Annotated in this window: 20 protein-coding genes; 12 read left to right on the top strand and 8 right to left on the bottom strand. The window is 44.3% G+C overall.

The window, feature by feature from the left end:
• Positions 1-45 precede the first annotated feature (45 nt).
• The 10 genes from N39L_RS15510 (at position 46) to cheB (ending at position 16,670) form a co-directional block, all read left to right on the top strand.
• On the top strand, positions 46-3,057 hold the full coding sequence (locus N39L_RS15510; protein ID WP_014275666.1) for a UPF0182 family protein: 3,012 nt from the start codon (positions 46-48) through the stop codon (positions 3,055-3,057).
• A 342-nt stretch (positions 3,058-3,399) separates the two neighbouring features.
• Entirely contained in the window at positions 3,400-3,876 is a 477-nt protein-coding gene (locus N39L_RS15505) for an NAD(P)H-quinone oxidoreductase subunit N (protein WP_006618174.1), read from the top strand.
• 39 nt (positions 3,877-3,915) lie between these two features.
• A complete protein-coding gene (gene ldpA, locus N39L_RS15500) occupies positions 3,916-5,025 on the top strand; it encodes a circadian clock protein LdpA (RefSeq protein ID WP_006618175.1) in 1,110 nt (369 codons plus the stop codon).
• Between the two features lie 70 nt (positions 5,026-5,095).
• On the top strand, positions 5,096-6,874 hold the full coding sequence (locus N39L_RS15495) for a R3H domain-containing nucleic acid-binding protein (RefSeq protein ID WP_006618176.1): 1,779 nt from the start codon (positions 5,096-5,098) through the stop codon (positions 6,872-6,874).
• A gap of 178 nt (positions 6,875-7,052) precedes the next feature.
• Positions 7,053-8,615, top strand: coding sequence for a CheR family methyltransferase (locus N39L_RS15490; protein WP_006618177.1), 1,563 nt, complete (start codon positions 7,053-7,055; stop codon positions 8,613-8,615).
• Positions 8,616-8,634: 19 nt separating this feature from the next.
• Positions 8,635-9,747: a chemotaxis protein CheW gene (locus N39L_RS15485; protein ID WP_006618178.1), complete on the top strand. Its 1,113-nt coding sequence runs from the start codon at positions 8,635-8,637 to the stop codon at positions 9,745-9,747.
• Between the two features lie 159 nt (positions 9,748-9,906).
• On the top strand, positions 9,907-11,361 hold the full coding sequence (locus N39L_RS15480) for a HAMP domain-containing methyl-accepting chemotaxis protein (protein WP_014275664.1): 1,455 nt from the start codon (positions 9,907-9,909) through the stop codon (positions 11,359-11,361).
• Positions 11,362-11,431: 70 nt separating this feature from the next.
• On the top strand, positions 11,432-12,838 hold the full coding sequence (locus tag N39L_RS15475) for a methyl-accepting chemotaxis protein (RefSeq protein WP_006618180.1): 1,407 nt from the start codon (positions 11,432-11,434) through the stop codon (positions 12,836-12,838).
• A gap of 28 nt (positions 12,839-12,866) precedes the next feature.
• Positions 12,867-15,431 (top strand): hybrid sensor histidine kinase/response regulator, encoded by a 2,565-nt coding sequence (locus tag N39L_RS15470; protein WP_006618181.1) that lies wholly within the window; start codon positions 12,867-12,869, stop codon positions 15,429-15,431.
• 96 nt (positions 15,432-15,527) lie between these two features.
• Positions 15,528-16,670 carry a chemotaxis-specific protein-glutamate methyltransferase CheB gene (gene cheB, locus N39L_RS15465; RefSeq protein ID WP_014275663.1) on the top strand — a complete coding sequence of 381 codons (1,143 nt, stop codon included), beginning with the start codon at positions 15,528-15,530 and terminating at the stop codon, positions 16,668-16,670.
• Here the strand turns inward: cheB and N39L_RS15460 are convergent.
• The 5 genes from N39L_RS15460 to N39L_RS15440 form a co-directional block, all read right to left on the bottom strand.
• Positions 16,660-17,052 (bottom strand): response regulator transcription factor, encoded by a 393-nt coding sequence (locus tag N39L_RS15460; RefSeq protein ID WP_006618183.1) that lies wholly within the window; start codon positions 17,050-17,052, stop codon positions 16,660-16,662. The genes cheB and N39L_RS15460 overlap by 11 nt on opposite strands.
• 315 nt (positions 17,053-17,367) lie before the next feature.
• Entirely contained in the window at positions 17,368-18,018 is a 651-nt protein-coding gene (locus N39L_RS15455; RefSeq protein WP_006618184.1) for an HAD family hydrolase, read from the bottom strand.
• Between the two features lie 24 nt (positions 18,019-18,042).
• Positions 18,043-19,497, bottom strand: coding sequence for a dihydrolipoyl dehydrogenase family protein (locus N39L_RS15450; RefSeq protein WP_014275661.1), 1,455 nt, complete (start codon positions 19,495-19,497; stop codon positions 18,043-18,045).
• Between the two features lie 61 nt (positions 19,498-19,558).
• Positions 19,559-20,224 (bottom strand): Uma2 family endonuclease, encoded by a 666-nt coding sequence (locus N39L_RS15445; RefSeq protein ID WP_006617803.1) that lies wholly within the window; start codon positions 20,222-20,224, stop codon positions 19,559-19,561.
• A 124-nt stretch (positions 20,225-20,348) separates the two neighbouring features.
• A complete protein-coding gene (locus tag N39L_RS15440) occupies positions 20,349-21,905 on the bottom strand; it encodes a ferredoxin--nitrite reductase (RefSeq protein WP_014275660.1) in 1,557 nt (518 codons plus the stop codon).
• A gap of 271 nt (positions 21,906-22,176) precedes the next feature.
• On the opposite strand from N39L_RS15440, the gene cobA reads away from it, so the two are divergent.
• Together cobA and N39L_RS15430 are read left to right on the top strand one after the other, a co-directional pair.
• Entirely contained in the window at positions 22,177-22,962 is a 786-nt protein-coding gene (gene cobA / locus N39L_RS15435; RefSeq protein ID WP_006617805.1) for a uroporphyrinogen-III C-methyltransferase, read from the top strand.
• Positions 22,963-22,987: 25 nt separating this feature from the next.
• Positions 22,988-24,220, top strand: coding sequence for a HEAT repeat domain-containing protein (locus N39L_RS15430; RefSeq protein ID WP_014275659.1), 1,233 nt, complete (start codon positions 22,988-22,990; stop codon positions 24,218-24,220).
• Here N39L_RS15430 and N39L_RS15425 read toward each other — a convergent pair.
• Genes N39L_RS15425 through N39L_RS15415 form a run of 3 tightly spaced genes read right to left on the bottom strand, consistent with a single transcriptional unit; the run spans position 24,162 to position 26,855 of the window.
• A complete protein-coding gene (locus N39L_RS15425) occupies positions 24,162-24,914 on the bottom strand; it encodes a DUF4079 domain-containing protein (protein WP_006617807.1) in 753 nt (250 codons plus the stop codon). The genes N39L_RS15430 and N39L_RS15425 overlap by 59 nt on opposite strands.
• A gap of 37 nt (positions 24,915-24,951) precedes the next feature.
• Positions 24,952-25,755: a TIGR03943 family putative permease subunit gene (locus N39L_RS15420; RefSeq protein WP_014275658.1), complete on the bottom strand. Its 804-nt coding sequence runs from the start codon at positions 25,753-25,755 to the stop codon at positions 24,952-24,954.
• 11 nt (positions 25,756-25,766) lie between these two features.
• Positions 25,767-26,855, bottom strand: a complete 1,089-nt coding sequence (locus tag N39L_RS15415) for a permease (RefSeq protein ID WP_006617809.1) — start codon at positions 26,853-26,855, stop codon at positions 25,767-25,769.
• Positions 26,856-26,965 lie beyond the last annotated feature (110 nt).

Here is a 26,965-nt window from a genome sequence, read left to right as displayed (position 1 = left end):
AGACACTAAAATGGTCAACAGTACAAATTTAACCTACTCCATTCCATGATATCCAAAAACTGGATCCTAAAAGCGCTTCTGTTCCTGTTCGGCGCATGGTTGATATTTGATATGATCACCTGGGTCATCGCCGAATACCTATGGTTTGATGAAGTTGGCTATTTATCCGTATTCAGGCGACGACTGCTAACCCAAGTAGGATTATGGGTCCTAGGGGTGGGTTTGAGTGCAGCCTTTCTATTCTTCAATTTGGCTATTGCTGACAAATTTCGCACTCGTGCCGCCATTAAATCTTACCATCGATTTGAGGATGCCCTATTTTCACCGCCTCCCCCTAGTCCGCCCCCAGCCTTAAATTTGCCATGGCTGTCTTTTCTGGTAATTGGGCCAACTATGTTCATGGTGGTGATGATACTCCACTATGGCTATGAGTTTATTACAGATTTCAACATCAGCCTAGAGCAGGATTTGGTTGTTCCTTTGCTACCCCGTCGGTTTGATTTTGCCGTAGTTTGGGAAATGATCACTCAGCAACCTATCCAATGGTGGCAAATTGCCATGAGTTTGGCTCTGACTATAGCAGTGATAATTAAACCACAACTTTCTCTCAGTGCGATCGCTGTATTTTTTAGCCTCGGTTTTGGTTGGGTTCTTTCCAGTCACTGGATTAATGTACTGGGATTTTTCTACCCCACCGATTTTCAGATTACAGAAGGTCTCTTTAACAAAGATATTGGTTTTTATATTTTTATCCTCTCCGCCATTGACTTAGTAGAATTTTGGCTATTCGGTCTATTTCTGTTAACCCTAATTTCCTGCTCCTTAATTTATCTCCTCTCCGGTGATAGCTTTAACCAAGGAAAATTTCCCGGATTTTCTCGGTTTCAGCAGCGCCACTTACATGGGTTGGCTGGTGTCTTCATGCTATCTATGGCTCTGCGATATTGGTTAAATCGATATGAGTTATTATATTCAGAACGCGGGGTCGTATTTGGGGCTGGCTATACCGATGTTAACGTAGCTGAACCAGCTTATTACCTGATGTTTTTCATTAGTATATTATTTGCACTGTTTCTATTCTGGCAGGCTTTCTTTTCCGTAGAAGTAATTAAACCTTATGTCGAGTTTTTCTTGAAAAATATGGGCTTGCGTCGTCGGCGATCGCAGCCTAAACGCTATGCCAAATTATTCGCGGATAGCTATTCTTTGAGGGCAATTTTATCTGTATATATTTTAATGGGATTTTGTGCCAATGTTTGGTTACCGGAGATTGTGCAAAGGGTCATAGTTCAGCCTAACGAATTAGAGCGAGAATTGCCCTTTATGGAACGCAATATTCAATTTACCCAACAGGGTTTTAATCTCGACAATATTGAGATTGAAACCTTTGACCCAGACGCTGAACTCAGCCTTGCTGACCTCGAAAGAAATTCTCTCACCATTGACAATATTCGGCTGTGGGACCAGCGACCCCTATTACAAACTAATCGTCAACTCCAGCAAATTCGACCTTATTATGAATTTCTGGATGCTGCAATTGACCGCTATACTTTGCTGAAACCAGAAGAAGAACAAACACCAGATAATCGTACTCAAAAACAACAGGTGATTATTGCAGGACGGGAATTAGACTATCAGCTAGTCCCCGAAAAAGCGCAAACTTGGATTAATCAACACCTCGTCTATACCCACGGTTATGGATTTACCCTATCGCCAGTTAACAAAGTAGCTGAAGGAGGACTACCCAAATATTTTATTAAAAATATCGGTCCTGCGCCTCGGTTTAACTCAGATACTACCTTAGAAGTTGATCCTCGCGTTGAAGATAGTATCCCTATCGGAAAGCCTCGCATTTATTACGGTCAACTCACTAATACCAATGTCATGACTGGTACTAAGGTTTTGGAGTTTGACTTTCCCTCCGGTGATGAAAATGTCTATAATACCTATAGCGGTGATGGGGGTATCCTGATTAACTCCCTATGGCGGCGGTTACTATTTGCTAAGTATTTAAAAAACTGGCAAATGATTTTTACCCGGAACTTTTTGCCGGAAACTAAAGTCCTATTTCGTCGTCAAATTCCACAGCGAGTTAAAGCGATCGCTCCTTTTTTACGATATGATAAAAACCCTTATTTGGTAGCCGCAGATAGCAGCCTAGGTCAAGATGTGGTTCCCGAAAATGCACAGGATGGCAAATATCTCTATTGGATTTTAGATGCTTACACCACCAGCAGTCGCTACCCCTATTCCGACCCGGAAGATGGCGAATTTAACTACATTCGCAACTCAGTTAAAGTCGTAATTGATGCCTATAATGGCTCCATTAAATTCTACTATCTCAGTGAACCCAGAGACCCGCTGTTAATCACTTTGCGCCAAATTTTCCCCGATTTATTTGAACCCATCGAAAATATGCCCCAATCTTTGTATCAGCATATTCGATACCCCCAAGATTTATTTACGGTGCAATCAGAACGCCTATTAACTTACCATATGCAGGATCCTAGGGTGTTCTATAACCGGGAAGATGTCTGGCGCATTCCTACCGAAATTTATGGCGGTCAAACTCAACGAGTTGCGCCTTATTATTTGATTATGAAACTACCCACAGAAGCTATGGCGGAGTTTATTCTGTTGCAGCCATTTACTCCCGCTAGTCGCCTCAATTTAATTGCTTGGTTAGCGGCGCGATCAGACTCTCCCCAATATGGCAAACTGTTATTATATCAGTTTCCTAAGCAGCGATTAGTATTTGGACCTGAACAGGTAGAGGCACTAATTAACCAAGAACCCCGAATATCTGAGCAGATCTCACTGTGGAATCGTCAAGGCTCCCGCGTGCTTCAGGGTAATTTATTAGTAATTCCCATTGAACAGTCTTTGTTGTATGTAGAACCCATTTATCTCGAGGCGACTGATAATAGTTTACCTACTCTAGTCAGGGTCATTGTTGCCTATGAAAATCGAATTGTCATGCGTCCGACTTTAGATGAATCTCTGCAAGCTGTTTTTGATGCTGACCCCATTGAACCCGCCATTATAGTTCCCAATTGATATTGAACAATGAATAATTAACAATGAATACAGCTTCAGAAATCGTGCTAAATATTACCCTCACCCTCAATCTGGATCCCAGGGGGGGAGAGGGACTTTGACAGCCTATTGCATGATTACTGAAAAAGCCGTAATAAATAATGAATTGCGGGGTAGGGACGCGAGGTTGATAATTATTAATTATTAATTATTAATTATTAATTATTAATTGCCGGTTGGGGAGGCGAGGTTATAGAAGAACCCGCCCCTACAATGATCAATTGTGTGGCCGGAAGGTTGCCCGATCGCCTAAATCTGGTAAATTTAAGGTAACAGTTGAGCAAACAGACAGTAATTGAACCTATGGCACTGATTACAACGGGTGGGAAACTAATTCGAGATTTGGAGTCGGAAGGAGCTTTAGCCCTTTATGTTCCCTTGGAGGGAGGATTTGAGGGACGTTACCGCCGCCGTCTCAGAATAGCCGGTTATACTACCTATAGCTTATCGGCAAGGGGATTAGGTGACTTGGCGGCGTACTTGTTGGGGGTTCATGGTGTCCGACCAGCTCACCTAGGGAAAAAAAGCAGCGGTAATGATGCGGCGGTGGGAGACATTTATTATATTCCTCCGGTGGTCAACTATCAGTTAGAAAATCTGCCCCCCAACTCGAAGGGATTAGTATTATGGATCATAGAAGGGCAGATTTTGTCAAGCCAAGAGGTGGATTTTCTCAGTCGCTTACCGAGCCTCGAACCTCGGGTTAAAATTGCTATAGAGATGGGAGGCGATCGCCAATTTAGCTGGAAACCTTTAAAAAATGCGATCGCCGTTGCGTAAGCGCCAACCATTTCCTGCAGCTATGTAAACATAGAAAATGTGATCACTATTGATTCCCCCCTAACATCACTGAAAACAGGTCGCTGGTTCAAACTCATTTGCGGAGCCAGTTACCAGCACCTGCCATCAGTTCGCCATCTAGCCTTAGCTTATACCCTAGCGGGGGCGGACTGCATTGATGTGGCGGCGGACCCGGCGGTGATTAAAGCTACCCTCGAAGCGATCGCCATAGCTGCTGACTTAGGAGATAGCGCCCGTCGCCGAGGTTTTGGCTATGGAGGGAGACCGTGGTTAATGGTCAGCCTCAACGACGGAGAAGATCCCCATTTTCGGAAAGCCGAATTTGAAGCTACAGCCTGTCCAACCAATTGTCCCCGTCCCTGTGAAAGCATTTGTCCGGCCGGGGCGATCGCCTTTAGCGACCTACAAGCTGGCGTTATAGATGAACTATGCTATGGCTGTGGTCGGTGTATACCCGTTTGTCCATCAAATTTGATCGGGGCTCGGTCCTATGTATTTAGCCCAGAAGCCGTTGCGCCGCTGGTGTTTCAAACCGGAGTAGATGCCATCGAAATCCATACCCAAAGCGATCGCGAAGCCGACTTCCGTCGCCTGTGGCATCATATTCAGCCCTGGATACACCAACTCAAAGCGATCGCCATTAGCTGTCCCAACAGCCCCGATCTAATCGATTATTTGCGGAGTCTCCATCAGCTAATCACTCCCCTACCCTCAACCACCGCCTTAATTTGGCAAACCGACGGTAGACCCATGAGTGGCGACATAGGTAGTGGCACCACCAGAGCCAGCATTCAACTGAGCCAAAAGGTCTTATCCGCCCAACTACCAGGATATGTGCAACTAGCAGGAGGCACAAACGATTATACTGTAGCCAAACTGCGATCGCTAAAACTTCTCCCCGATGAGGGAACCGAGAAAAACTCCACTTCCCCAAAAGTCGCCGGAGTCGCCTATGGTAGCTATGCTCGCACCTTACTTTCCCCCATTTTAGAATCCCTAGAATCTCCTAATCAGGAATCTGACCCCCTAGAAATGTCAAAAATCACTCAATTAGAAACCCAACCAGACCTACTATGGAAAGCCGTTAACCTAGCAAGTTCCCTGGTTTCCCAAATCAAAGGATTTTGAGGTTTCCGTACTCAAATCCCTCAACCAGTTCTCACCCACCCTATTGATTGAACACTTCAACCTGAGAAGTATGCAGATCACAGACGACCTTAACAGATTGCTTGATATTGTTCCCCCAACAGTCCGAAAAAACCTGATCAACCACCCAGAACGCGAATGTTTGATTGAAATAGTCATGGATTTGGGTCGTCTCCCAGAGGCTCGTTTTCCCAGCAATGCCGAATACCTATCCCAACAGCCTGTTACCTGGGATGACCTGAGCCATTGCATATCCCGCATTGGTGAGTTTAGCGGTGACAACCGAGCCGGCATTGAAAAAACCTTACACCGGATTAGCGCCATTCGCAACCGCACCGGGAAAGTTATCGGCTTAACCTGTCGAGTCGGTCGCGCCGTTTTTGGCAAAATCGGCATGATCCGAGACTTGGTAGAAACCGGAGGCTCAATTTTAATGCTAGGTCGTCCTGGTGTCGGCAAAACTACTGCCCTGCGAGAAATTGCCCGCGTCCTAGCTGATGAACTCCATAAACGGGTCGTAATTATCGATACATCTAACGAAATTGCCGGGGATGGAGATATTCCACACCCAGCCATTGGACGAGCCAGACGTATGCAGGTAGCCAGTCCAGAACTGCAACATCAGGTGATGATCGAGGCGGTGGAAAACCATATGCCGGAAGTGATTGTCATTGACGAAATCGGCACAGAATTGGAAGCCCTCGCCGCCCGCACGATTTCCGAGCGGGGTGTGCAATTAATCGGAACCGCCCACGGGAACCGCATTGAAAACCTGATGAAGAACCCCACTTTAGCAGATCTGATTGGCGGAATTCAAGCGGTGACTTTGGGGGATGATGAGGCACGGCGGCGGGGTTCCCAAAAAACCGTTTTGGAACGTAAGGCTCCCCCAACTTTTGATATTGCCATAGAAATGTTGGAACGGGAACGTTGGGTGGTGCATGAGTCTGTATCAACTACCGTTGATGGTTTGCTGCGGGGAATGCAGCCGACTTTACAGGTCAGACAAATGAACGATCGCGGTGAAGTGACTGTTACCCAAGAACGTTATAGCACCCCCGCCGCTCGTAATGCTGTGCCTGCTGGTTCATCCACTGGTTCATCCCGACCCTTACCCCCTTTGTCTGCACCCGGTTTGGGGGGTCTGCGGGCTTCGGGGAAAATGATGCCACTTCCCACTAGCACTACTGTTCGCTCTGGGTCTGTGCCGGAAAATCAACCCGCCACCCAGGAATTTGAACAGTTGCTAAATGCCTCTTTTGAGAGTCCAGGATTCGGGGATGACAATAGTTTAGATCTGGGGGATAATGGATTTAATGAGGATGATTTGCCTCTGCATATCTATCCTTATGCGATCGCTCGCTATCAGATTGAGCAGGTGATTCGCACCCTGATGTTGCCTGTGGTGGTGACTAAGGATATTGATGGTGCTGATGTGGTCTTGGCTTTGCGATCGCATATTCGCAATCAGTCCAAGCTGCGACAAATGGCAAAGAACCGCCATATACCCATTCACACCGTTAAATCTGGCAGTCCCCCTCAGATTGCTAAGGCTCTGCATCGGTTACTACACAGGTCAGATCCTAGCACTCCAGAAGTTCCTGATCTCAGTCTGTTTGCTTCGGGGAATTCCTCTGATGAACTCGAAGCCTTAGAGGAAGCCAGACTAGCGGTAGAGGAAATTGTCATTCCCAAGGGTCAACCTGTCGAACTTTTACCTCGTTCCCCAAAAGTGCGAAAAATGCAGCATGAACTGGTCGAACACTATCGCCTGAAATCTAACAGTTTCGGCGAAGAACCCAACCGCCGGATCAGGATTTATCCAGCATAGCAAATACATCATTACCTAGGGGCAGCCTGTTCGGGTTGCCTCGGTTTATAATAGCTGCTCAAAATATAGTCATTTTCCCTTTCAACTTTACCAAGTTTAAACGGGAATAATTAACTCTCCACTGTTCCCTCTTGCCTTTGAGCCTGTTGTGTGGGCAAATAACTTAACTTGATGGTCAATGATTCAACAGCTTATTCAACTAATTACTACCATGACCGGGCTACATATTCGGCCCCAGGATTATGGGACATTCTCGCAAAAAATTTGGCGGCGGGTTCAGCAACTGCATCTTTCCAGTTTGAATGAATACTATAATTTACTAACGGCGGCTAATACCGAGAGTAAAACCGAATGGTCGGAATTAATGCCCTTGTTGACCACCACCGAAACCTACTTTTTTCGCGATCGCGGTCAGTTTAAGTTATTGCGTGAGGTCATACTACCCGAGTTGATCGCCGCCCGAAAATCCTCTAAGACTCTGCGTTTGTGGAGTGCTGGATGTTCCACCGGGGAAGAAGCCTACTCTTTAGCCATTTTAGTGCAACAGTTGCTCCCAGACTGGCCAAATTGGTTAATTGAGATTATCGGCACTGATGTTAATGAAGTAGCCCTTCAACGGGCTAGAGATGGCGTATATAGCCATTGGTCTTTTCGCATGGTTGACCCGGAGGTGCAACGTCAATATTTCTATCCCCAAGGACAGAATTGGTTAGTTAATCCCGCCGCTAAAAGTTTGGTTAGGTTCCTGAAACTTAACTTGGTGAGTGATAATTGTACCAATGCGATCGCCAGTCTGGGTAAAATAGATTTGATTTTATGTAGAAATGTTTTTGTTTATTTCGAGAAGCCCTATATTGTACAAGTTCTGAGAAAATTTTATCAGGTACTGAGACCCGGTGGCTATCTGATGACAGCCCATGCAGAAATTCAGGGATTATTGCTAGATGAGTTTAAATCCCACATTTTTCCAGAGTCGGTGATTTATCAACGGGAAAAACCGACCCGAAATCTGTCTGTATCCTCCCCCAATGACTCCCTAAACCATCAAAGCCAGCCTTTATCCCCGTTACTAAATACGCCCTATTATACCCCCAACGGTAGCCGTTTATCCTCCCCTTCTCAACCTCCGGCAAATCATGGTCAAAATCACCAACGGAATCATCTCTCAACTTTATCTATTGTACCGCCACCAGTTGCCTCGATACCCACCGCATCAGAACAGGCGATCGCCATTAGTCAAAGCCTGGAAGAAGCCCAAAAGCTAATCAACCAAAAAGCCTATAATGAAGCCCTCAAAAAAGTTCAAGAATTTGTGGCTAATCATCCCCACAATTTTGATGCTCATTATCTAATGGCGCAAATTCATGCTAATAGCGGACAGCATGATGCGGCGATTGTGAATTGCCAAAAAGCCTTAGAAATCAATTCCTTGTCCATTGATCCTTATTATATTTTGTTGCACATTTCCCAGGAAAAAGGCGACTGGGAAACGGCGAAAATTTTTGCCAAAAGAATCATCTATTTATCAGATGTTTCTGCCTCGTCAATTTGCGCTCATATGGAGTTGGCGACTGTCCATGAAAGGGAAGGAAATTTGTTGAAAGCCAAAAAACTTTACTTAACAGCACTATCCCTGTTAAATACAATTTCTGACCAGAGTCCTGTTCCCTATTTGGGGAAAATTTCCGCCGGAGAATTAACGGCTTATCTCCAACAAAAATTAAATCTGATTCTGTATTAATAAATAAGGTACTGTCATCATGGAAATCAAACCTTATCTCATGTTTAAGTTGGGAGGATTGACTTATGGTGTAGATGGCTTGTTAGTGCAAGAGATTTTCTCCTTACCTGAACTCAACCCCATTGTCGAAGCCGCCCCCGAATTAGTAGGGATTCTGAATTTACGCAGTGAATTCTTATCAATCATTGACTTAAATATTCATTTTGGACTGGAAAATGCAGCGAATTCTTATGTAATTGATGATGTAATTATTGTGCTAAGATTAGGTGAGGAAAAGTTAGGAATTTTGGTAAATGAAGTTTGCGAAGTGCAGATGATTGCTACCGAAGATATTACCAGGAATCTCCCCTATAGCGTGATGGTAAACCTACCACCTCAGTCGAGATCGAGAACTCATGATCATGCGATCGCTGGATATGCCGAAATTGAAGATCAGATTATTATGATCTTAGCTCCTGAATCCTTACGGGATAAGATTATCTCTGACAGCAGCGCCCTGATCTCAGATAGCAAGAATGATCATCGAGATGACCATGATTATCCAGTCACCAGAAACCGTAAAATTCCCGTTTTTTGTCCCGACTCAACACCACAAGAAAGGCAGATTTTTCGGGAACGTGCCGATAATTTGAGGCGCAAGACCGAGAAAGATGAGTTATCCGGGTTGATGTCCTTGGTTGTGATTGGTTTAAATGGTGAATACTTTGGCGTAAATCTCCCCATTATTCGGGAATTTACCGATATTCATAATGTTACCCCCATTCCCTGCACCCCCCCTCATATTGTTGGTAATATGAACCTGCGGGGTGAGATTGTCACCTTAGTTGATATTAGGGGAATTTTGGGTTTACCAATGGATATTAACGGTAGTTCCAAAAAGGCGGCGATCGTCCAAGTGGGTGAAGTAGTCGCGGGAATTATTGTTAATGATATTTTTGATGTCACCTATCTAAACCCCTCCGCAATTAAGCCAGTTCCCGCCGCTGTTCATTCTACCCAAGATGAATATTTACGGGGGACAGCAATTTATCGCGATCGCCAAAATCCCGAAGCACAAAACCGGATGATGAGTTTATTAGACCTCGAGAAAATCCTAGTCCAAGAAACCCTGGTAGTTAATGAAGAAATATAAACCAATTGTTAACTAATTATAAAAACTCTATCCTTTGGCATATTCCCAAGTAAAATAGTAGTTATAATCACGATTTAACCTTTTTTTTCAGACTAGCAAACGTTGCCAACCCTCGCCTATTCTAGACACCAATGCCAATGAGCGCATATTTTTACTAACATGATGAAACGATTAACCACCAAACTTTACTGCGGTTTCTTCCTGATACCCGCCACAGTCATCCTAGCTATAAGTAGCTATTCGGTTTTTTCATTCTGGCGCATAGATTCGCGCATTGGCACTATCTATGATGATCGGGTCGTCCCCCTTCAGCAAATCAAAAATATCTCCGATGCCTATGCTATTCAGATAATTGATGCTGTCAATAAAGCCAACAGTGGCCTAATCACCACCAGTGCCGCATTAAATACTCTTAATCGTTCCATAGAAACAATTAGCACCAACTGGGAAAGTTATAAAAATACCCAATTAACATTAGAAGAGAGAGAAATCGCCAACGAAATTGACCGATTATTTGTTCCTGCCCAGAATCGCATTACCGAACTGCAACAAACACTACAAACAGGAAATCCCGAGGACTTAGCCGCCTTTGATGGAGCGTTATATGATGTCATAGACCCCCTTACCGAGAGGCTTCAGAGGTTAATTGATTTACAACTGCGGGTAGCTTCAGCGGAAAGGGAGAAAGCTCGTGCCGTCTTAAATGAAACCCTGTTATTATTTGGATTATTAATCTTACTTGCCATAGTAATCGCCTCTCCCCTAGGTTACTTTTTAAGCCAGTCTATTGCTAATACCTTTAAACAAACTATTAGAGCCATTTCCGATAGTTCCACAGAAATTGCTGTCGCCACAGAAGAACACGAACGCATTGCCACAGAACAAGCCGCAGCAGTTAGTGAAACCACCTCCACCATGGATGAATTAGGAGCCTCCTCCCAAGCAGCTACCCAACAAGCAGAAGCGGCTGTCACCGGAGCTAAAAAGGCTTTATCCATGTCCGAAAGTGGTCAAACCGCAGTTAATAGCACCTTAGAAGGTATGGCAAACCTCCAAGATAAAGTGGAGGGAATAGCCCAACAAATTCTCCGCCTCAGTGAACAGACCAATCAAATTGGTAATATCTCCCAATTAGTCGCTGATTTGGCTAATCAAACCAATATGTTAGCCCTGAATGCGGCTGTTGAAGCGGTACGAGCCGGAGAACATGGTCGCGGATTTGGGGTGGTTGCTACCGAAATTCGCAAACTGGCTGATGAGAGTCAGAAATCCGCCCAAAAAATCGGTACTTTAGTTTCGGATATTCAGACAGCGATTAATTCCACAGTGATGGTCACAGAAGAGGGGACTAAAACAGTTCGCTCCAATGTTGATGTGGCGCAAAGAACTGCCCAAGCCTTTTTAGGTGTGAAAGAATCGGTGAATGATGTGGTTGTGAATAATCAACAAATCTCTCTCAATATTAAGCAACAAACCCTGGCTATTAACCAAGTTTTGGAAGCCATGAATTCCCTCAAACAGGGGGCAAACGAAACCGCCAATGGTATCGGACAAACCAAAAGAGGCATGGAACAGCTCAAACATATAGCCGAAGAACTGGAATCCATTATTTAGGGATAATTTTGGGGGTCATAAAACCATGGATATTCAGGGAAAATTATAGAAAATTTAGGAGTCAGGAAAAATGCTGATGTTTAAAAAGCTAAGATACTGGGTTATTGGAGGATATACTATTCCGATATTCCTGATGATTGTGAGTGCTACGGTGGTTTCAGTTAACGTAGGTCGGGTGCAAATAGAATCGCAGCAACTCGAGTTGTCTCGTCAAATAGCTCGAGATGTTGCTAATGTCTCCATAAATCTTCAGGCTATGTCCAGAACCCTGAGAGGCTATCTGATTGATAACAATCCTACATCTATAAATAGCTGGAATGAAGCCAAAAATAGTGTAAATGAAAGCATCAGTTTGTTAAGCCAAATTATGACTGATGAACAGCAACTTAAAACCATGGAGGAAATTAGGAAACAGTATAATGATTTAGACGAATTTCATAGCGATATCATTCAAATCATAGCCAACGGCGAACCTGAAGCAGCTCGTCAAGCCTGGATAGCAAATGGCATAGGAGTGAGAATTGCTGAGAATGTTTCTAAGTTAGTTAATCAGATGAATAGTCGGGAACAGGAACTGGTGGGGTTGAACGTAGCAAGCCAAACCCAGGCTCTGAATAATCTTTTAGTATCGGTATGGGTTAGTATTGGTATAGCGATTATCATTTCGATTATTTTAGGAAGTTGGATTATTGCTACTATTGTCCAAAAAATTACCCAGGAAGCCAATAACATCGCCCTAGCAGCTACGGAGATTTCTACTACTATTGAAGAACAGGAACGTGTGGCTGTTCAGCAGGCTGCTTCTGTGAATGAAACTACCACGAGTATGGATGAGTTGGGGGCTTCCTCCCGTCAGTGTGCTGAACAGGCTTCTGCTGCGTCTTCGGGAGCGCGTCAGGTGCTGGCTTTGGCGGGAAATAACCGCCAAGAAGATACTTATGATGGTAGTCCGAGTTTGCGGGAAAAAATGTCACAGGTTCAGGCTCAAATCCTGCGTTTGAGTGAAAACCTCGGCCAGATATATAATATTACTAATTTGGTTAGTGATTTAGCTAATCAAACTAATATGCTGGCTTTGAATGCTTCGGTGGAAGCGGTGAGAGCGGGGGAACATGGTAAGGGTTTTGGGGTGGTGGCTAGTGAAATCCGCAAATTAGCAGATCAGAGTCGCAAGTCGGCGGAAAAAATTGGCTCTCTAATTACGGATATTCAAAATTCGACTAATTCGACTGTGATAGTAACGGAAGAGGGGACTAAGGCTGTGGAAAAAATTATCGCTTCTATTAATGATGTGGCGGTGAATATTCAGCAAATTTCTCTGAATACTAAACAACAGGCGATGGCGGTAGAGCAGGTAATTGATGCGATGAATAGCCTAAATACTGCTGCTCAAGAAACGGCTAACGGTCTAGCTCAAAGTCGTTCTGGTACTGAACAACTTAATAATACGGCGATCGGGTTAAAAAATCTGGTTTAGGAATGGTTGATGGCTAGGAGAAATTACCATGATTGAAGATGATGAATTGCGGGAAGTCTTTAAAATTGCCAGTGAGGAACATTTACAAAAACTTGATGATGGTTTTTTGTACCTAGAACAAAACCCTAATGATAGGACGAAAATAGATGAACTGCTGCGGGAAGCGCACAGTTTAAAGGGAGATGCGGGAATGCTGGGGGTTAAGGATGTTTCTACGCTGGCTCACCAACTCGAACACCTGTTAGGGGCTATAAATAGGGGAGAGGATACGTTTTCCCATCAAATGAGCGATCGCATGGCCCATGGACTGGATGCAATTCGGAAACTGGTAAAAGAAGCGGTTACTGGGGAACCTTCGGGGATTAACGCTTTTTATGTGTTAGCGAATTTAATGGGGGCTAGGGCTGAAGGGGAAATTGCGCGACCCACAGAGGTGGGAACCCCTGCTGTAGCTGATTCTGATAAGTCTTCTGATGAGAACCTGACAGCACCAACGACGGAAGAAGGTGACCAGGAGGAGGCGGAAAGCACCCCAGAAACCCAAGAAACTGAGACCCCAGAAGATAGTGTAACGGAGGGTGAGCATCACCCAGAGAACGCGGAACCAGGGGATAGTCCTACTGTTGAATTAGAAAAGCCAGCGCCTTCTAGTCCTACGGTTACGCCTATTTCGACCTATAAAATTGAGACAATTCGGGTGGCTACGCGAAACTTAGATGCTCTGATGACTCAAACGGGAGAGTTGACGGTAACCAAAATTCGCATTGCTCATAGGTTAGCAGAAATTGAGGAAATAACTAACCTATTAGAGGAGTGGAGTCGGGATGCTTTTATCAATAGGTTTGCTCTCCATGACCTGGAAGCTAGGGAGGGTTTATCTCATGGTAGGGGTACTATGGGACAATTACAAAGTTACCACCAAAGAACAGGCGATCGCCTAGAGATTCTTAGCACATTAGTCAATCAGCTAAGAACTTCCATATATGAAGATATGGCTCGTCTGGATTTAATTTCTGACGAACTAGAAGAGGGAGTCCGTACCCTGCGACTGTTACCCCTATCGACGATATTTAACCTATTTCCGCGCATGGTGCGAGATTTAGCGAGGGAACAGAAAAAACAGGTACAATTGATAATTGAGGGGGGCGAAACTAGGGCGGACAAACGCATCCTAGAGGAGATGAAAGACCCCCTAATGCACATTCTGCGTAATGCTATTGATCATGGCATAGAAACTGCGGCCGAACGTGCGACGAGAGCCAAACCACCCCAGGCTACTATCCGGTTACGGGGATATCAAACGGCTACCAGTGTGGTGATTGAGGTTAGCGATGATGGCCGAGGTTTAGATATTGAGCAAATTAAACAAACGGCGATTAAACGGGGAATTTGTCAGCCAGAAGAATTGGTGGGAATGACTATCCAACAAATTCAAGCCCTGATTTTTACTCCCGGTTTTTCTACCCGGAAATCGGTGACGGAGGTTTCGGGGCGGGGTGTGGGTATGGATGTGGTTCGCACTAATGTGGAACACCTGAAGGGGACGATTAATGTTGATTCGACTTCGGGAAGGGGCTCTACTTTCCGCATTCAATTGGGAACTACGCTGGCTACAGCCCATGTGTTGATTGTGGCGGTTGATAGCATTTCCTATGCGATTCCTGTAGAGTATGTGCAAACTACGCTATTGGTGGATGATACGGATATTTTTGCCATTGAGGGTCGAGATACGATTCTGTTTGATGACCAACCTGTGTCGGTGATGTGTTTAGTGGACTTGCTGGAAGTGAAATCTAGCCGTAATGCTATCATCGGTTGGAACAATCACCGGGGTAAGTCTAAGGGAGAGGGGTCTCAACGAGAAACACCAAGGGATATGGTATCGGTCCGGCTGAGGGAAAATCTCATACCTACGGAAATGAATAATGAGGTTAATTCCAATCAATCTCACCAATCGAAGGCTAAATCTTGTATAATTCTGAGGATGGGGGAAAATCGCCTAGGCTTATTCGTTGATAGCCTGATTGATGAACAAGATGTTGTCCTCAAACCTCAAAGCCAACTCCTGCGACGAGTCAGGAATGTGGCTGGGGCGACTATTTTGGGGACTGGGGAAGTGTGTATGGTGCTTAATCCCCAGGATATGATTCGCTCGGTGCGGAAAAATTGGAAGTCCTCGACTCCTATTAATCTTTCTGATTCGGATGAGTTGGATTTAGAAAGCGATCGCCCATCTGTTATTCTATTAGTTGAGGACTCTATTGCCACCCGCACTCAAGAAAAGCGTATTTTAGAAGCAGCAGGTTATGAGGTGGTTACAGCAGTCGATGGACTAGATGGATTAAACAAACTCAAAACTCGCTCCTTTGATGCGGTAATCTCCGACATCCAAATGCCTAATTTAGATGGTTTGGGATTAACTGCTAAAATCCGCGAACATCAAGAATACAGCGAGTTACCAATTATTCTGGTGACATCTCTTGCTTCTGATGACGATAAACGCAGGGGTGCTGAAGCGGGAGCTAATGCCTACATCACTAAAGGCTCATTTAACCAGGATGTCCTCCTGCAAACTCTCAGCCGATTAGTTTGACTGCATTACAGGAGTTGATTTATGGGTCGGGCTGGTGATTATACAATCCCCGTAACCGCTAGACCTACCTGGTATTTTAGCACACGCGAAATAAATATGGCGATTCGGGTTTTGCTGGTGGAAGATTCCCCAGTTGCTCTGATTATTCTCAAACGCATTTTGGCTCAATGCAACGATATTCTGGTTGTGGGTACTGCTCGCAGCGGTTTGGAGGCTTTGTCTTTGATTCCTCAATTGCAGCCGGATGTGATTTGCACGGATTTACATATGCCTCACATGGATGGCTTGGAATTTACTGGAGAGGTGATGGCTAATTTCCCTAAGCCAATTCTGGTAATTAGTGCATCTGTCCAAGCTGAGGATACTTACAATGTATTTCAACTTCTCAATGCGGGGGCGGTTGATGTTTTTCCTAAGCCGAAAACTGGGCTGGCTTCTGACTATCAGCAAGCCGGTATGGAATTAATTCATAAAATTAGGGTTCTGGCTGGGGTCAAGGTATTTACTAAGCATCGACGGGGGGCTACTGTTAAGGCGGCTTCGCCGGCGGCGAGTCCATCATCACATCTGGGGAGCAGAGTTAATAGTCCTGTGGCGGTTCCTACTCCTCAGAAAACTTCTTTTTCCTCTCAGATAAAGACTCCACAACATCGCTCTCAATCTGTTACTAGGGTGGTAGTAATTGGTGCTTCTACGGGAGGACCCCAGGCTCTCCATACGGTTCTGACTCAGTTTTCCCCTAAGTTACCGGTTCCGATTATCTGTGTTCAACATATTAGTGAGGGGTTTTTAAGGGGATTGGTCAATTGGTTGGATTGTCAGTGTTCTATATCGGTTAAAATTGCTCAGGCAGGAGATTTACCTGAACGGGGAAATGTCTATTTTGCTCCGGAGGGAAAACATCTCGAAATCGATCGCAATGGTCGGTTTTTGTATTCTTCTAATCCGGCTTTGGGAGGACATCGGCCTTCAATTACTGTGACGATGAAATCTGTGGCTAATTTTTACGGTAGTCACACTCTGGGGGTATTATTAACGGGTATGGGTCGGGATGGGGCTGATGGAATGCTGGAAATTGCACAATGGGGCGGCATCACTATCGCTCAAAATGAGGAAAGCTGTGTGGTTTTTGGGATGCCCCGAGAAGCGATCGCTCTGGGGGCGGCGAGTCATATTCTCCCGGTGGAGGCGATCGCTCCCTTGATTTTAAATATGATTAATTCCACCATCAAGTCTTAACGTTCAATACTGAACCAATTACCTCGCACAATTTCTCGGCATCAAAAGGCTTGGTTAGGTATTCTGTGGCCCCGGCTAGTCGCCCCTGTACTTTGTCAAAGGCTCCATCTCGCGCTGTTAGCATAATAATTGGCAATGCCTGAAATTGCGGAATACTCCGAATTGTCCGACATAGTTCTAATCCATCTATTCCCGGCATCGATACATCTAGCAGTAGCACGGAAACTTTGTTATGATATATCACTGATAAGGCATCGACGGCATTATCAGCCACTAAAACGTTATAAGTATTAGATAGGGCTTGTTTGACTAAGCCCTGCATAACTGTACTGTCATCTACTGCTAGGACGGTTGCTTGTTGACTACTTTGATTAACAGACATTGATTATCTTTCCCTCCGTGACGCGGCTGGCCCCGACTCACGATTGAGCTATACTATTAGTTTAGATCGTTGTGCTGTGTTTAAACTATCCCTGAAGCGATCGCTTACCTGGAAACTGCTAACTATATATTAAAAAAAAATTAAATCTGAAAAATTCCCCCACAAAAAAGGTTGACTATTGCTCCTGATTTTGGTATAACTGAACTACCATCTTTAACAATTGGCTTTCTTGCAAATTCTGACTGTCACAAAAATTCCATTATAATAAAAGCATAAGTCAAGTCAACCACAAAGTCAACCATTATTTACAACTATTTACAATTCCCCCAAATCATGCCATAACTGGGGATTATGAAAATCCTCAATGACATAAGTTGCGCCGACATTTTTTAAGATGTGGGGGTCATGGGTGGAAGCGACACCAATAGTAGTAATTCCAGCAGCGACGGCGGATCTAATTCCAGAGGTAGAATCCTCAAAAACGATCGCATCTTGAGGGGATATATGCAACTGTTGTAAACAGACCTGGTAGGGTTTCGGGTCAGGCTTACCCACCCCGACATCTTCAGCGACAATAAGGGTCTGGAAATAATCAACCAAGTTTAAAGCCTTCAACATAAACGCCGCATTTTCCCTAGGCGCATTGGTAACAATAGCAGTTTGCAGTCCCTGTTTTTCAATCCAAGCCAACAACTTGATTAAGCCGGGTAGAGGTTTTAAATTCCCGGCAATTTGACGAAATTCCGCTTCTTTTTGGTCAGCCAAAATCCGCCCTTCTTCGGGGGAAAGTTGCGGGAGAATATCCCGAACAATATCAGGGTTTAAACGTCCGCTAATTTTAGCCTTATAAAAATCCGGGTTAATTTCCAGATCATAATTTTTGAGGACATCAACCCAAGTCTGATAATGAATAGGGTCGGTATTAGCCAAAGTCCCATCTAAGTCAAAAATAATCGCTTTCAGCATCATGTAAATCCAATATCTGGGGAATTAATTATTAGACCTGCGCCAGTGAAAGATATTTTCTAGGATATTATACCAAAGTTTTTGGTGTCGATGTCGTTGATGAACCCAAGCGGCGGCGGTTGGGGAAATTATGCCGGTGAGAGTTGGCCAGGGGGGGGTAAAATTAGCGATCGCATTGATGGTAATACCTTTTTGAATAGCGATCGCCAAAAAATTAATCATCTCATCAGCGCCAACCCCGAAAATAGTAGCCCCCAAAAGCCGACCATCAGAATGTCCGACCAACTCACAAAAACCCATAATTTCCCCCAAAATTTGAGTTTTAGGAACCTGTTTAAACATCTGGCGGCTAACTTGTACCTGGTCTCTATAGCGGCGTCGCGCCTGAGTTTCAGTCAAGCCGACCCTAGCCAAAGGTGGGTCAGTAAAAATCACCCAAGGAACATGATTATAATTAACCCGAAATCCCGGAAAATATAGGGCATTTTTGATGGCGATTTGGGCTTCATATTCAGCCACATGAGGCAGAGGATAACCCCCCGCCAATTCTCCACAAGCATAAACTCGACGATTAGTGGTTTGTCTGCGAGAGTTTAGCTGCAAATAACCGCCAATAAATTTAACTCCGATATCATCCAAATTCAAGCCACACAAATTAGGCTGACGACCGATACCTAGGATAATTTCATCAACTTCGATCGCCTTATTTCCGGCCTGTATCCATTTGGTATCATCAATTTGTTTAGCCTGAATTACAGGGGTTTTAGTAAGTACCTGCACCCCTTCAGCTTCTAACAAAGATTGCAGCAAAAAAGCGGTGGGGGGTTCTTCTCTCGGTAGTATGTGGTTACTGCGAACTATGAGGGTAACATCACTTCCCAAACGCCTAAATATTTGGGCTAATTCCACAGCGCTAGGGTCGCCGCCAATGAGGGCAACATGATTAGGAATTTTGGTGATTTTATGAAGAGTGTCGGCGGTGAAATATCCGGTAAGAGTCAATCCTTCGATGTCGGGAATTTGGGGTTGAGAACCCATAGCCAGTAAAAAAGTACGCGATCGCAAAATTCGATTATTGACCTTCAAAGCCAGCCGAGGTTCTGTAATAAATTCCCCCACCCCAAAAATCATATCTACCCCCAAAGAAGCGATCGCCGCCGGAGAATAAATACTTTCTAGGTTAGTGGTGATATATTCACTCCATTGACAACTAGAGTCCCACTGTATTAAAATATTTTCGGGCACAATGCGATCGGCAGTTTCCCAACCGATGCCGAATTGTGACACCTGGCGCATTTGTTTAGCTACCTTAGCTATCTGTAAAAGGGGGTGGTGTCTGTTAGCCCCAATAATTTGACCAGGAACAGGGGGTGGGTCAGGTTCCAATAGTGCTACCCGACCCTGCATTTTAGAGGCTTTTATAGCGGCTTTACGTCCGGCTAAAGTGCCACCAATGATAACTATATCATAATCGAGCATTTTGGATAAGACGGAATTTTGATCATATTTCCAGATTTTACCCAAATATAGATTAATTATGTTAATTATGGCGATCGCCTTCTAGTTGTCGCAAACGTTCTTCTAATTCCCGCACCCTGTCCTCGGCCGCTTCAGCCCTTTGGCGTTCAGTTTGCACCTGCGCCGCCAATTCTGTGGACGTGAGGAATTTTTCACCGTCTGGGCGATAAATCATAAAGTTTCCGTCTTTCAATTCAAACCGGATACCTAAGCGGGGACTCATCCAATTTTCCGGTTCGTCGATCACTTCAAGAGTCCCATCACTACTACGCAGCCAACCGTTGAAATCTAGGCGATCGGGGTCAAAAATATAGTATTCTTCAACCCCATATTGTTCATAAAACTTAAATTTTCTCGCCATTTCTTTCAAGCGATTTCCCGGTGAAAGAATTTCAAAAACCACTTGTGGTGGTATGTTACCTTCTTCCCATTGTTGATAGGAACCGCGATCGCCTTTAGGTCGCCCAAATACTACCATCGTATCAGGGGCTTGACGTATTTTATTATCACCCTGCTGAGGATACCAGAGTAAGTCTCCAGCCACAAACACATTAGGGTCATCATTAAACAAGATTTCTAGGTTTTCTTTAATAACAACAATCCAGCGAAATTGTTTAGTATTATCTGACATAGGATTGCCATCAGATTCGGGATAAATGACCGTGATTTTGTCTTGAGTGCTTGTCATAGACTTGTCATCATGGCTATGATGATATTTCTTTGATTCATTATATCATAGCTGTGGCTGTAGGGTCAGTAGGGCGAAATAGGCAGCACCACGCCTAGCTATATTGTGCATGGTGCTGATATATTTAGTGATTTTGCTTAGGACGTGCGCCAAACTTTTGAATTAATAAATCCCGGATAATTGGCTTGAGGTCATCGCAAGCCACACCCTTTTCTATACGACTTCCTAACTCAGCTTCATGACCGACTTTTCCTCCGGTATAGATATCAACAGCTTCCACTGTTTTACCATCTTTACGGGCTTTAGTACCGATGAAACCGATATCAGCCACTTGGGGCTGTCCGCAAGAGTTAGGGCAGCCAGTCCAGTGAATACGAACGCGATCGCTTATTTCCAACTCCTCATCAAGTTCTCTGGCTAATTTTAAAGCCCTTTGTTTAGTTTCAATCAAAGCAAAATTGCAATAATTATTTCCCGTGCAAGACACAAGCGATCGAGTCAAAGGGGCTGGATTAATCGAGAAAACCTCTAACAAAGGTTCCGCCAAAAACGCCTCTAATTTATCCTCAGAAATATAAGGAATAATCAAATTTTGCTCAACCGTCAGGCGAATTTCTCCCTGGCCATAAACCTCCGCCAAACGGGCTACTTCAAACATTTGGTCTGCCGATAAACGCCCCACCGGAACGTGCAACCCAACAAACTTATATCCCTGTTGTTTCTGGGGGTGAACACCCAAATAATCTTTCTTATCCTGGGTTATTTCATCCTTTAAGGCAGCCGTTGCGAGAGTTTGACCAAATTCTTCCTGCACCTCAGCCCGGAAGCGTTCTACCCCCCATGTATCCACCAACCACATCAAACGTGCCCGTTGGCGATTTTCCCGCAATCCTTCAGTGAGACCATTTTGGGTGTAAACTGTTAAGATAGCGATCGAAAGTTTAATCACATCATCGTTAGCAGGAACCCAAACATTAATCGGCACAGCTTCCACCTGACGTTGTGCCGATAAATACCCACCTACTAGGACATTAAATCCTAAGACATCATCCCGATAAGCCGGCACAAAAGCCAAATCATTAATCTCAGCATGAATGGAATTATCTCGTCCCCCTTCAATAGCAATATTGAACTTACGGGGAAGGTTAGAAAAAGCATAATTACCCTCACCTTGATTGGTAATTACCCTCTCCAATTTTTGCAACAATTCTCGGGTATCGAACAATTCATCTGGGTCAATACCAGCAATGGGAGAACCTGTCAGGTTGCGAACATTATCCATACCCGATTGAATGCTGGTCATTCCTACAGCTTTCAATTTACTAAAAATATCCGGGAGGTCTTCCAAACGAATACCGCGTAATTGGATATTTTGGCGGGTAGTAATATCGGCGCTCCCATCATCTCCATAGCGTTGGACAATTTCGGCTAATACCCGCATTTGTGCGCTGTTGAGAGTACCATTGGCAATGCGTAATCTCAACATAAATTTACCGGGAGTAACAGGTCGGAAAAACACCCCCAGCCATTTAAGACGCATTTCTAAATCGGTTTTATCCATGGCTTCCCAACCGATTTTGGCAAAATATTCTAACTCGTCTTTAACGGCTAATCCATCTTTATCAGCTTTAGCTTTTTCGATTTTATTGAGTTTGACTTTGGGTTCAGAGGCGACAACCATGATTTTATCTATAACTGAGGTTAACAATGATTTGTAGATTAAATTCAGAATCAGTGATAATTTGTAGTTGAAGATACATAAAACCTCTGATTTTGCAATTATTGCATATATAATATGTAAAAAACGCATACTTGCCAGGTTTTAGTATTTTGGAATACCAAATTCCGGGGAAATTCACCATAATTTGGGTTCATCAACCTGATGATGATGGCAAGTTTAAACTTATCTAATGTCTGGGAATTATTTAGTAATTAATTAACGAGGTGCAATTATGGAAACAAAATCAGCTATTGGCAAGGTTTATTTAGTGGGTGCGGGGCCTGGCGATCCGGGTTTGCTGACATTAAAAGGTAAAGTTTTGATTGAGTCAGCGGATGTGGTTATTTATGATGCTTTGGTGAGTGAAGAAATTTTAGCAATGATTAACCCAAAGGCTGAAAAAATCCATGCCGGAAAGCGTCGCGGTCGCCATTCTTTACCCCAAGAGGAAACGACACAATTAATGATTGATCAAGCCCAAACTCATGGGGTAGTTGTGCGTTTAAAAGGTGGCGATCCGTTTGTTTTTGGTCGCGGTGGGGAGGAAATGGAGGCTTTAATTGCGGCGGGAGTTCCGGTAGAGGTGGTTCCGGGTGTGACTTCTGGTATTGCCGCGCCAGCTTATGCGGGGATTCCTTTAACTCACCGGAATTATAGTTCTTCTGTGACTTTTGTAACAGGTCATGAAGCGGCGGGAAAGTATCGCCCAGAGGTGAAGTGGGAGGCTATTGCTAAGGGTTCTGAAACTATTGTGATTTATATGGGGGTTCAAAATTTGGGTAATATTATTGAGGCTTTGGTGGCTGGTGGTTTAAGCATGGAAACTCCCATAGCTTTAATTCGTTGGGGAACTTGTCCGCACCAGGAGGAATTACGGGGCACTTTAAACACTATTATTGAACAGGTGGAAAATACGGGTTTTGAAGCGCCAGCTATTGCTGTTATTGGTGAGGTGGTGGGCTTAAATGATGTTCTGTATGGATGTCGTCCTGTACCTGTGAAAATCATAACTAAATAATGGAATTTGATAAGGATTTGATAATATGATGAATGAATTTATTAACCTAGCTAAGGTGGCTAGTGATAATCGGGATTGGCCCCAGGTGGTTTACGGTCTACAACAGTTTTGTGTGAGTGGGGAAAATGAGGGGTTGGAAGAGGCGATCGCTTTAGCTTTAACAGCTTTACAATATGGAGATTTTCACACCCGTTGGGATGTGGCTAAACTGTTGCCGAAATTGGGGAAATCAGCCTGTTTCCCATTAATTGAAATTTTCGAGGATGAAACAGCAGATCCAGAATATAGATGGTTTGCGGGGCGAATTTTAGGGGATTTTCATACCCCAGAAGCGATCGCCTGTTTGGTGAATTTCCTCAGTAGCGATGCTGATGATGAATTAATAGCGATCGCCGCTAGTGCGTTAGCTAATTTAGGACCGGAGGCGGTGGCAAGTTTAACCACTCTTTTAGAAGACCCCGAAACCCGTCTGATGGGTGTGCGTGCTTTATCTCAAATTCGCATTTCGGGGGTAATTTCTCCCCTGTTAACTGTTGTTAAAGACCCCGACCCCCAGGTGAGGGCGATCGCCATTGAAACCTTGGGAAGTTTTCGGGATGATCGGGTAATTCCGGCTTTAATTAATGCCCTAGAAGACCATGCAGCCATAGTGCGATCGGAAGCCGTAATCAGTTTAGGATTTCGGTCAGATATAGCGACACAATGGCGCTTGGTAGAGTCGATAGACCCATTACTTTATGATATTAACGTCACTGTTTGTCAGCAAGCAGCAATGGCTATGGGGCGCTTAAAAACGGATACAGCTATTGAAAGCCTATCGATACTTTTAAAATCTTCCCTGACCCCAATTCCTTTACAAATTGCCTGTGTTAAAGCGTTAATTTGGATGGAAAGGTCAGCAGCCTTAGACTGCATCGCTGAATGTCTCTCAGATTTTAATGAAGCAGTTACCCTAGAAACTATCCAGTTATTAGGTCGCCTAAAAACTGCGGATCTCAAAAATCAGGCAAGCCAAATATTGCTAGATTTATTCAGGTCAGGACATCCTAGCCTCAGCCAAATACGGATTAAACAAGCGTTAGCTTATGCTTTAGGTCAGTTAGGAGATGTGAAAACTATGGAGATTCTGCAAGTCCTCAAAACCGATGTTAATGATAGTGTAAAATTTCATGCGATCGCCGCTATGCGACAATTAGAGACTATTTCGACAAGGCCTGAATTATCAACTCTTCCGGTGCGCGAGACTGGGAATTATTAGGGCAAGTTTGCGCGCCCCAATCGCACTTTCTCAGATGGTCTAGTTGCCAACTCAGGGGTATTTCCAACAAATCGCGAGACCCGGTAAATCCCTGTCCTATAAATAGCAATAAGGCTATACAATTAAGTATGGTATGAGCCATGCGCCATTTGTAGGATTTGTAAATATCGGGAACAATTGCCAAGGCAAAAATCATCAATAAAGCGGAAGTAATGCCATAATAGTAATGGGAGAAGTGCCACTCATAACCTCGGCGAAAAACGCCATCTTGTGCCCCCAAAATTACTAATCCTGCCCCGGTTAAGGTGGCAAAAACACCCCGCCACAGGGGTTGATTAGCATTAGCACGGTACAGAAAAACTAGGGAGGCGATGGTCCCGATAAAGATTAAAACTATAAAAATCGCCTCAAACATATTCTCATTAGAAAGTTCCTTAAATACTCCTTTAAATCCAATGGAATACGCTAAAGCAATCAGGGTCACTCCTACGACGGCACCAGTTAGTAAACGTCCCATTTTTAAGTGTTCCCGACCTACCATTGGGGGAATGCGACTTGTGCTGCCTTTTTCTAGTGTTTGTAGGCGACGCTGACGAGTTTGCCAAGCCATGTGGGTAGAAATTCCAATTATGGGAAATACCACAACTACGGCTAGAAACGGATGAATCAAACTCATGAAATCGATTAGCTGCATTTCCAAGCCTCCCAAAACAATTTGCAATTATCAACCATCAATATTCATAGGGATTTCGAGGTTCTGGAATTGGGGTTAATTTGTCAGCTTTGATAGTTAACCTCCGTTGATTATTGAGAACTTCGGTAGTCATTTCACCCTCAACCTGTAGCCAACTGTCTTGGGGATATGCCCCCCGGTTAGTATCAGGAAGCATGACAGGAAGCGCAATGGGGTAAGCATCAGCAGCACAGCAGGTGATTACAAACCGGGCAATAAAGATAAAATTTTGGGGAAGATTGGGGGGATAAATGACAAATCCGGTGACATTGACTCTTTGACCTCTATATGTATCCGGTTCGGGATTGATATTAAGTAGCCTAATCCATTCTATCAGCGATCGCTCTTCTGGTCGAGAAGCGGTACGAAATTGTTGGGGCTGAATTTGTGTAGCGGGTAAAGAGTCCATGATACCCCGTTGTAAGGCGACATAACTACCCAGATTTCGGGGGGTAATGAAAAGACCTAACAGGAGAGAAATTAATAGTAGGGCGGTACTCCAACCTTTGGGAAATAAACTAATATGTTGTAGGGATTGTTGGTCTATCTGCGCTTGAGGTTTTTGGTAATTCTGGGAGAGTTCCCAAATCCGAAATCCTCCAAAGACTAATAACAGAAAACCGCCACCGATAGCGAGGGGAAAATAGTTAGGATGAATGAGGACATAAAGTTGTCCATTCAGCCAATATCTGAGGAGAAGGAATCCCCAAGCTAATATAGCTATAGCGTCCACCCAAGGAGACTGCAACCACAGTTGTAAACGAGATGATAACCTATTTAAGGTCGGTCTAACACGGTTCATAGGCGCTGATATCAATAGTTCAGATTGAGATTGACAGCCAAGGTTAGCAAAAAGGTAAGCTGGGCGGCGAGAATCATCAGATAAATGATGGCGCGAGTTTGGAAAATCGACATCATCAAGCCGACGGTTTTAATATCAATCATGGGTCCGAATACTAAAAATGCTAGTAAGGAACCTGTGGTAAAAGTGGCGGCAAAAGAGAGGGCAAAAAATGCGTCAACAGTGGAACAAATAGAAACTACTCCAGCTAGTAATAACATCGCCATAATGGAGGAAATGGGACCGTAACCTAAGCTGAGGATAATTTCGCGGGGTATTACTGTTTGAATAATAGCAGCGATCGCACTTCCGACTACCAACATTCCCCCCAATTCTCGAAACTCCTGCACGCCACTTTCAATCATTAAACCAACCCGGTCGCGGGTGGGGCGGATAAAAATAGAGGAGAAACTGAAACTTGTTTGAGGCATAGTAGCGACGGCTTGAACACCTTGTCCCTCAGCTTTCCACATAGGCATAGACTGCAAGCGCACGGGACTGGCTGACTGACCCATAATATAAGTTCCGGATCTTAGTAGGGAAGATTTGGGCATCTCATCGACGGCTTTTTCGGTGAAGTCAGGTTGAGGAATTAAACGGGCGAGGGCTTTTTGTAGAAAGGGCCGCAGGTCTTTTTGGGCGCTAAAAACTAAGCCTAATGTTATGGCAATTATCAGGGAAAATAAAATCCGTAAAACGACGACTTCTGGCTGTCCCCGGAAGGCTACCCAAGTTGACCAAATCACAATAGGATTAATGGTGGGGGCAGCAAATAAAAAGCCGATCGCTGCTGAGGCAGGTACTCCTTGACTCAGGAGGCGACGGGCAACGGGAACATTTCCACACTCACACACGGGAAACATAAACCCGAAAAGACTGCCAAAAATCGCCCCCAGGAAGGGGTTAGTTGGAACGTAGTATAGCAGTTTGCGTTCATCCACTAACCACAGCAGTAGACTGGACAACATGACACCCAGTAACAGGAAGGGCATGGCTTCCACTAACAGGCTGAGAAACAGGGTGAAAACAGCGTTCAGTTTGCTAACTATTATTGATGGCATCCTGTCTCAATTTGAATGGTTGACACTAATTTAGCTAGGCACACTCTCCGGTTAACGGCTACATTGTACACCTTCCGATGGTAATTATTAATAAGCAATTGTCTGGTGGG

Origin of the sequence: Limnospira platensis NIES-39 (assembly GCF_026000695.1) — a bacterium.
GTDB lineage: Bacteria > Cyanobacteriota > Cyanobacteriia > Cyanobacteriales > Microcoleaceae > Limnospira > Limnospira platensis.
The sequence above is the reverse complement of the archived record's forward strand: the minus strand, read 5'-3'. Positions and strand labels throughout refer to the sequence as shown.

What these genes read in the sequence shown, in the direction of transcription:
- N39L_RS15485 (WP_006618178.1), top strand. Translation starts at nt 8,635, where the DNA reads ATGGAAATCAAACCTTATCTCATGTTTAAGTTGGGAGGATTGACTTAT.
- cobA (WP_006617805.1), top strand. Translation starts at nt 22,177, where the DNA reads ATGGAAACAAAATCAGCTATTGGCAAGGTTTATTTAGTGGGTGCGGGG.
- N39L_RS15490 (WP_006618177.1), top strand. Translation starts at nt 7,053, where the DNA reads ATGATTCAACAGCTTATTCAACTAATTACTACCATGACCGGGCTACAT.
- N39L_RS15505 (WP_006618174.1), top strand. Translation starts at nt 3,400, where the DNA reads ATGGCACTGATTACAACGGGTGGGAAACTAATTCGAGATTTGGAGTCG.
- N39L_RS15440 (WP_014275660.1), bottom strand. Translation starts at nt 21,905, where the DNA reads ATGGTTGTCGCCTCTGAACCCAAAGTCAAACTCAATAAAATCGAAAAA.
- N39L_RS15495 (WP_006618176.1), top strand. Translation starts at nt 5,096, where the DNA reads ATGCAGATCACAGACGACCTTAACAGATTGCTTGATATTGTTCCCCCA.
- N39L_RS15415 (WP_006617809.1), bottom strand. Translation starts at nt 26,855, where the DNA reads ATGCCATCAATAATAGTTAGCAAACTGAACGCTGTTTTCACCCTGTTT.
- N39L_RS15445 (WP_006617803.1), bottom strand. Translation starts at nt 20,224, where the DNA reads ATGACAAGCACTCAAGACAAAATCACGGTCATTTATCCCGAATCTGAT.
- N39L_RS15430 (WP_014275659.1), top strand. Translation starts at nt 22,988, where the DNA reads ATGATGAATGAATTTATTAACCTAGCTAAGGTGGCTAGTGATAATCGG.
- N39L_RS15480 (WP_014275664.1), top strand. Translation starts at nt 9,907, where the DNA reads ATGATGAAACGATTAACCACCAAACTTTACTGCGGTTTCTTCCTGATA.
- N39L_RS15460 (WP_006618183.1), bottom strand. Translation starts at nt 17,052, where the DNA reads ATGTCTGTTAATCAAAGTAGTCAACAAGCAACCGTCCTAGCAGTAGAT.
- N39L_RS15470 (WP_006618181.1), top strand. Translation starts at nt 12,867, where the DNA reads ATGATTGAAGATGATGAATTGCGGGAAGTCTTTAAAATTGCCAGTGAG.
- N39L_RS15475 (WP_006618180.1), top strand. Translation starts at nt 11,432, where the DNA reads ATGCTGATGTTTAAAAAGCTAAGATACTGGGTTATTGGAGGATATACT.
- N39L_RS15510 (WP_014275666.1), top strand. Translation starts at nt 46, where the DNA reads ATGATATCCAAAAACTGGATCCTAAAAGCGCTTCTGTTCCTGTTCGGC.
- N39L_RS15455 (WP_006618184.1), bottom strand. Translation starts at nt 18,018, where the DNA reads ATGCTGAAAGCGATTATTTTTGACTTAGATGGGACTTTGGCTAATACC.
- N39L_RS15425 (WP_006617807.1), bottom strand. Translation starts at nt 24,914, where the DNA reads ATGCAGCTAATCGATTTCATGAGTTTGATTCATCCGTTTCTAGCCGTA.
- N39L_RS15450 (WP_014275661.1), bottom strand. Translation starts at nt 19,497, where the DNA reads ATGCTCGATTATGATATAGTTATCATTGGTGGCACTTTAGCCGGACGT.
- cheB (WP_014275663.1), top strand. Translation starts at nt 15,528, where the DNA reads ATGGCGATTCGGGTTTTGCTGGTGGAAGATTCCCCAGTTGCTCTGATT.
- N39L_RS15420 (WP_014275658.1), bottom strand. Translation starts at nt 25,755, where the DNA reads ATGAACCGTGTTAGACCGACCTTAAATAGGTTATCATCTCGTTTACAA.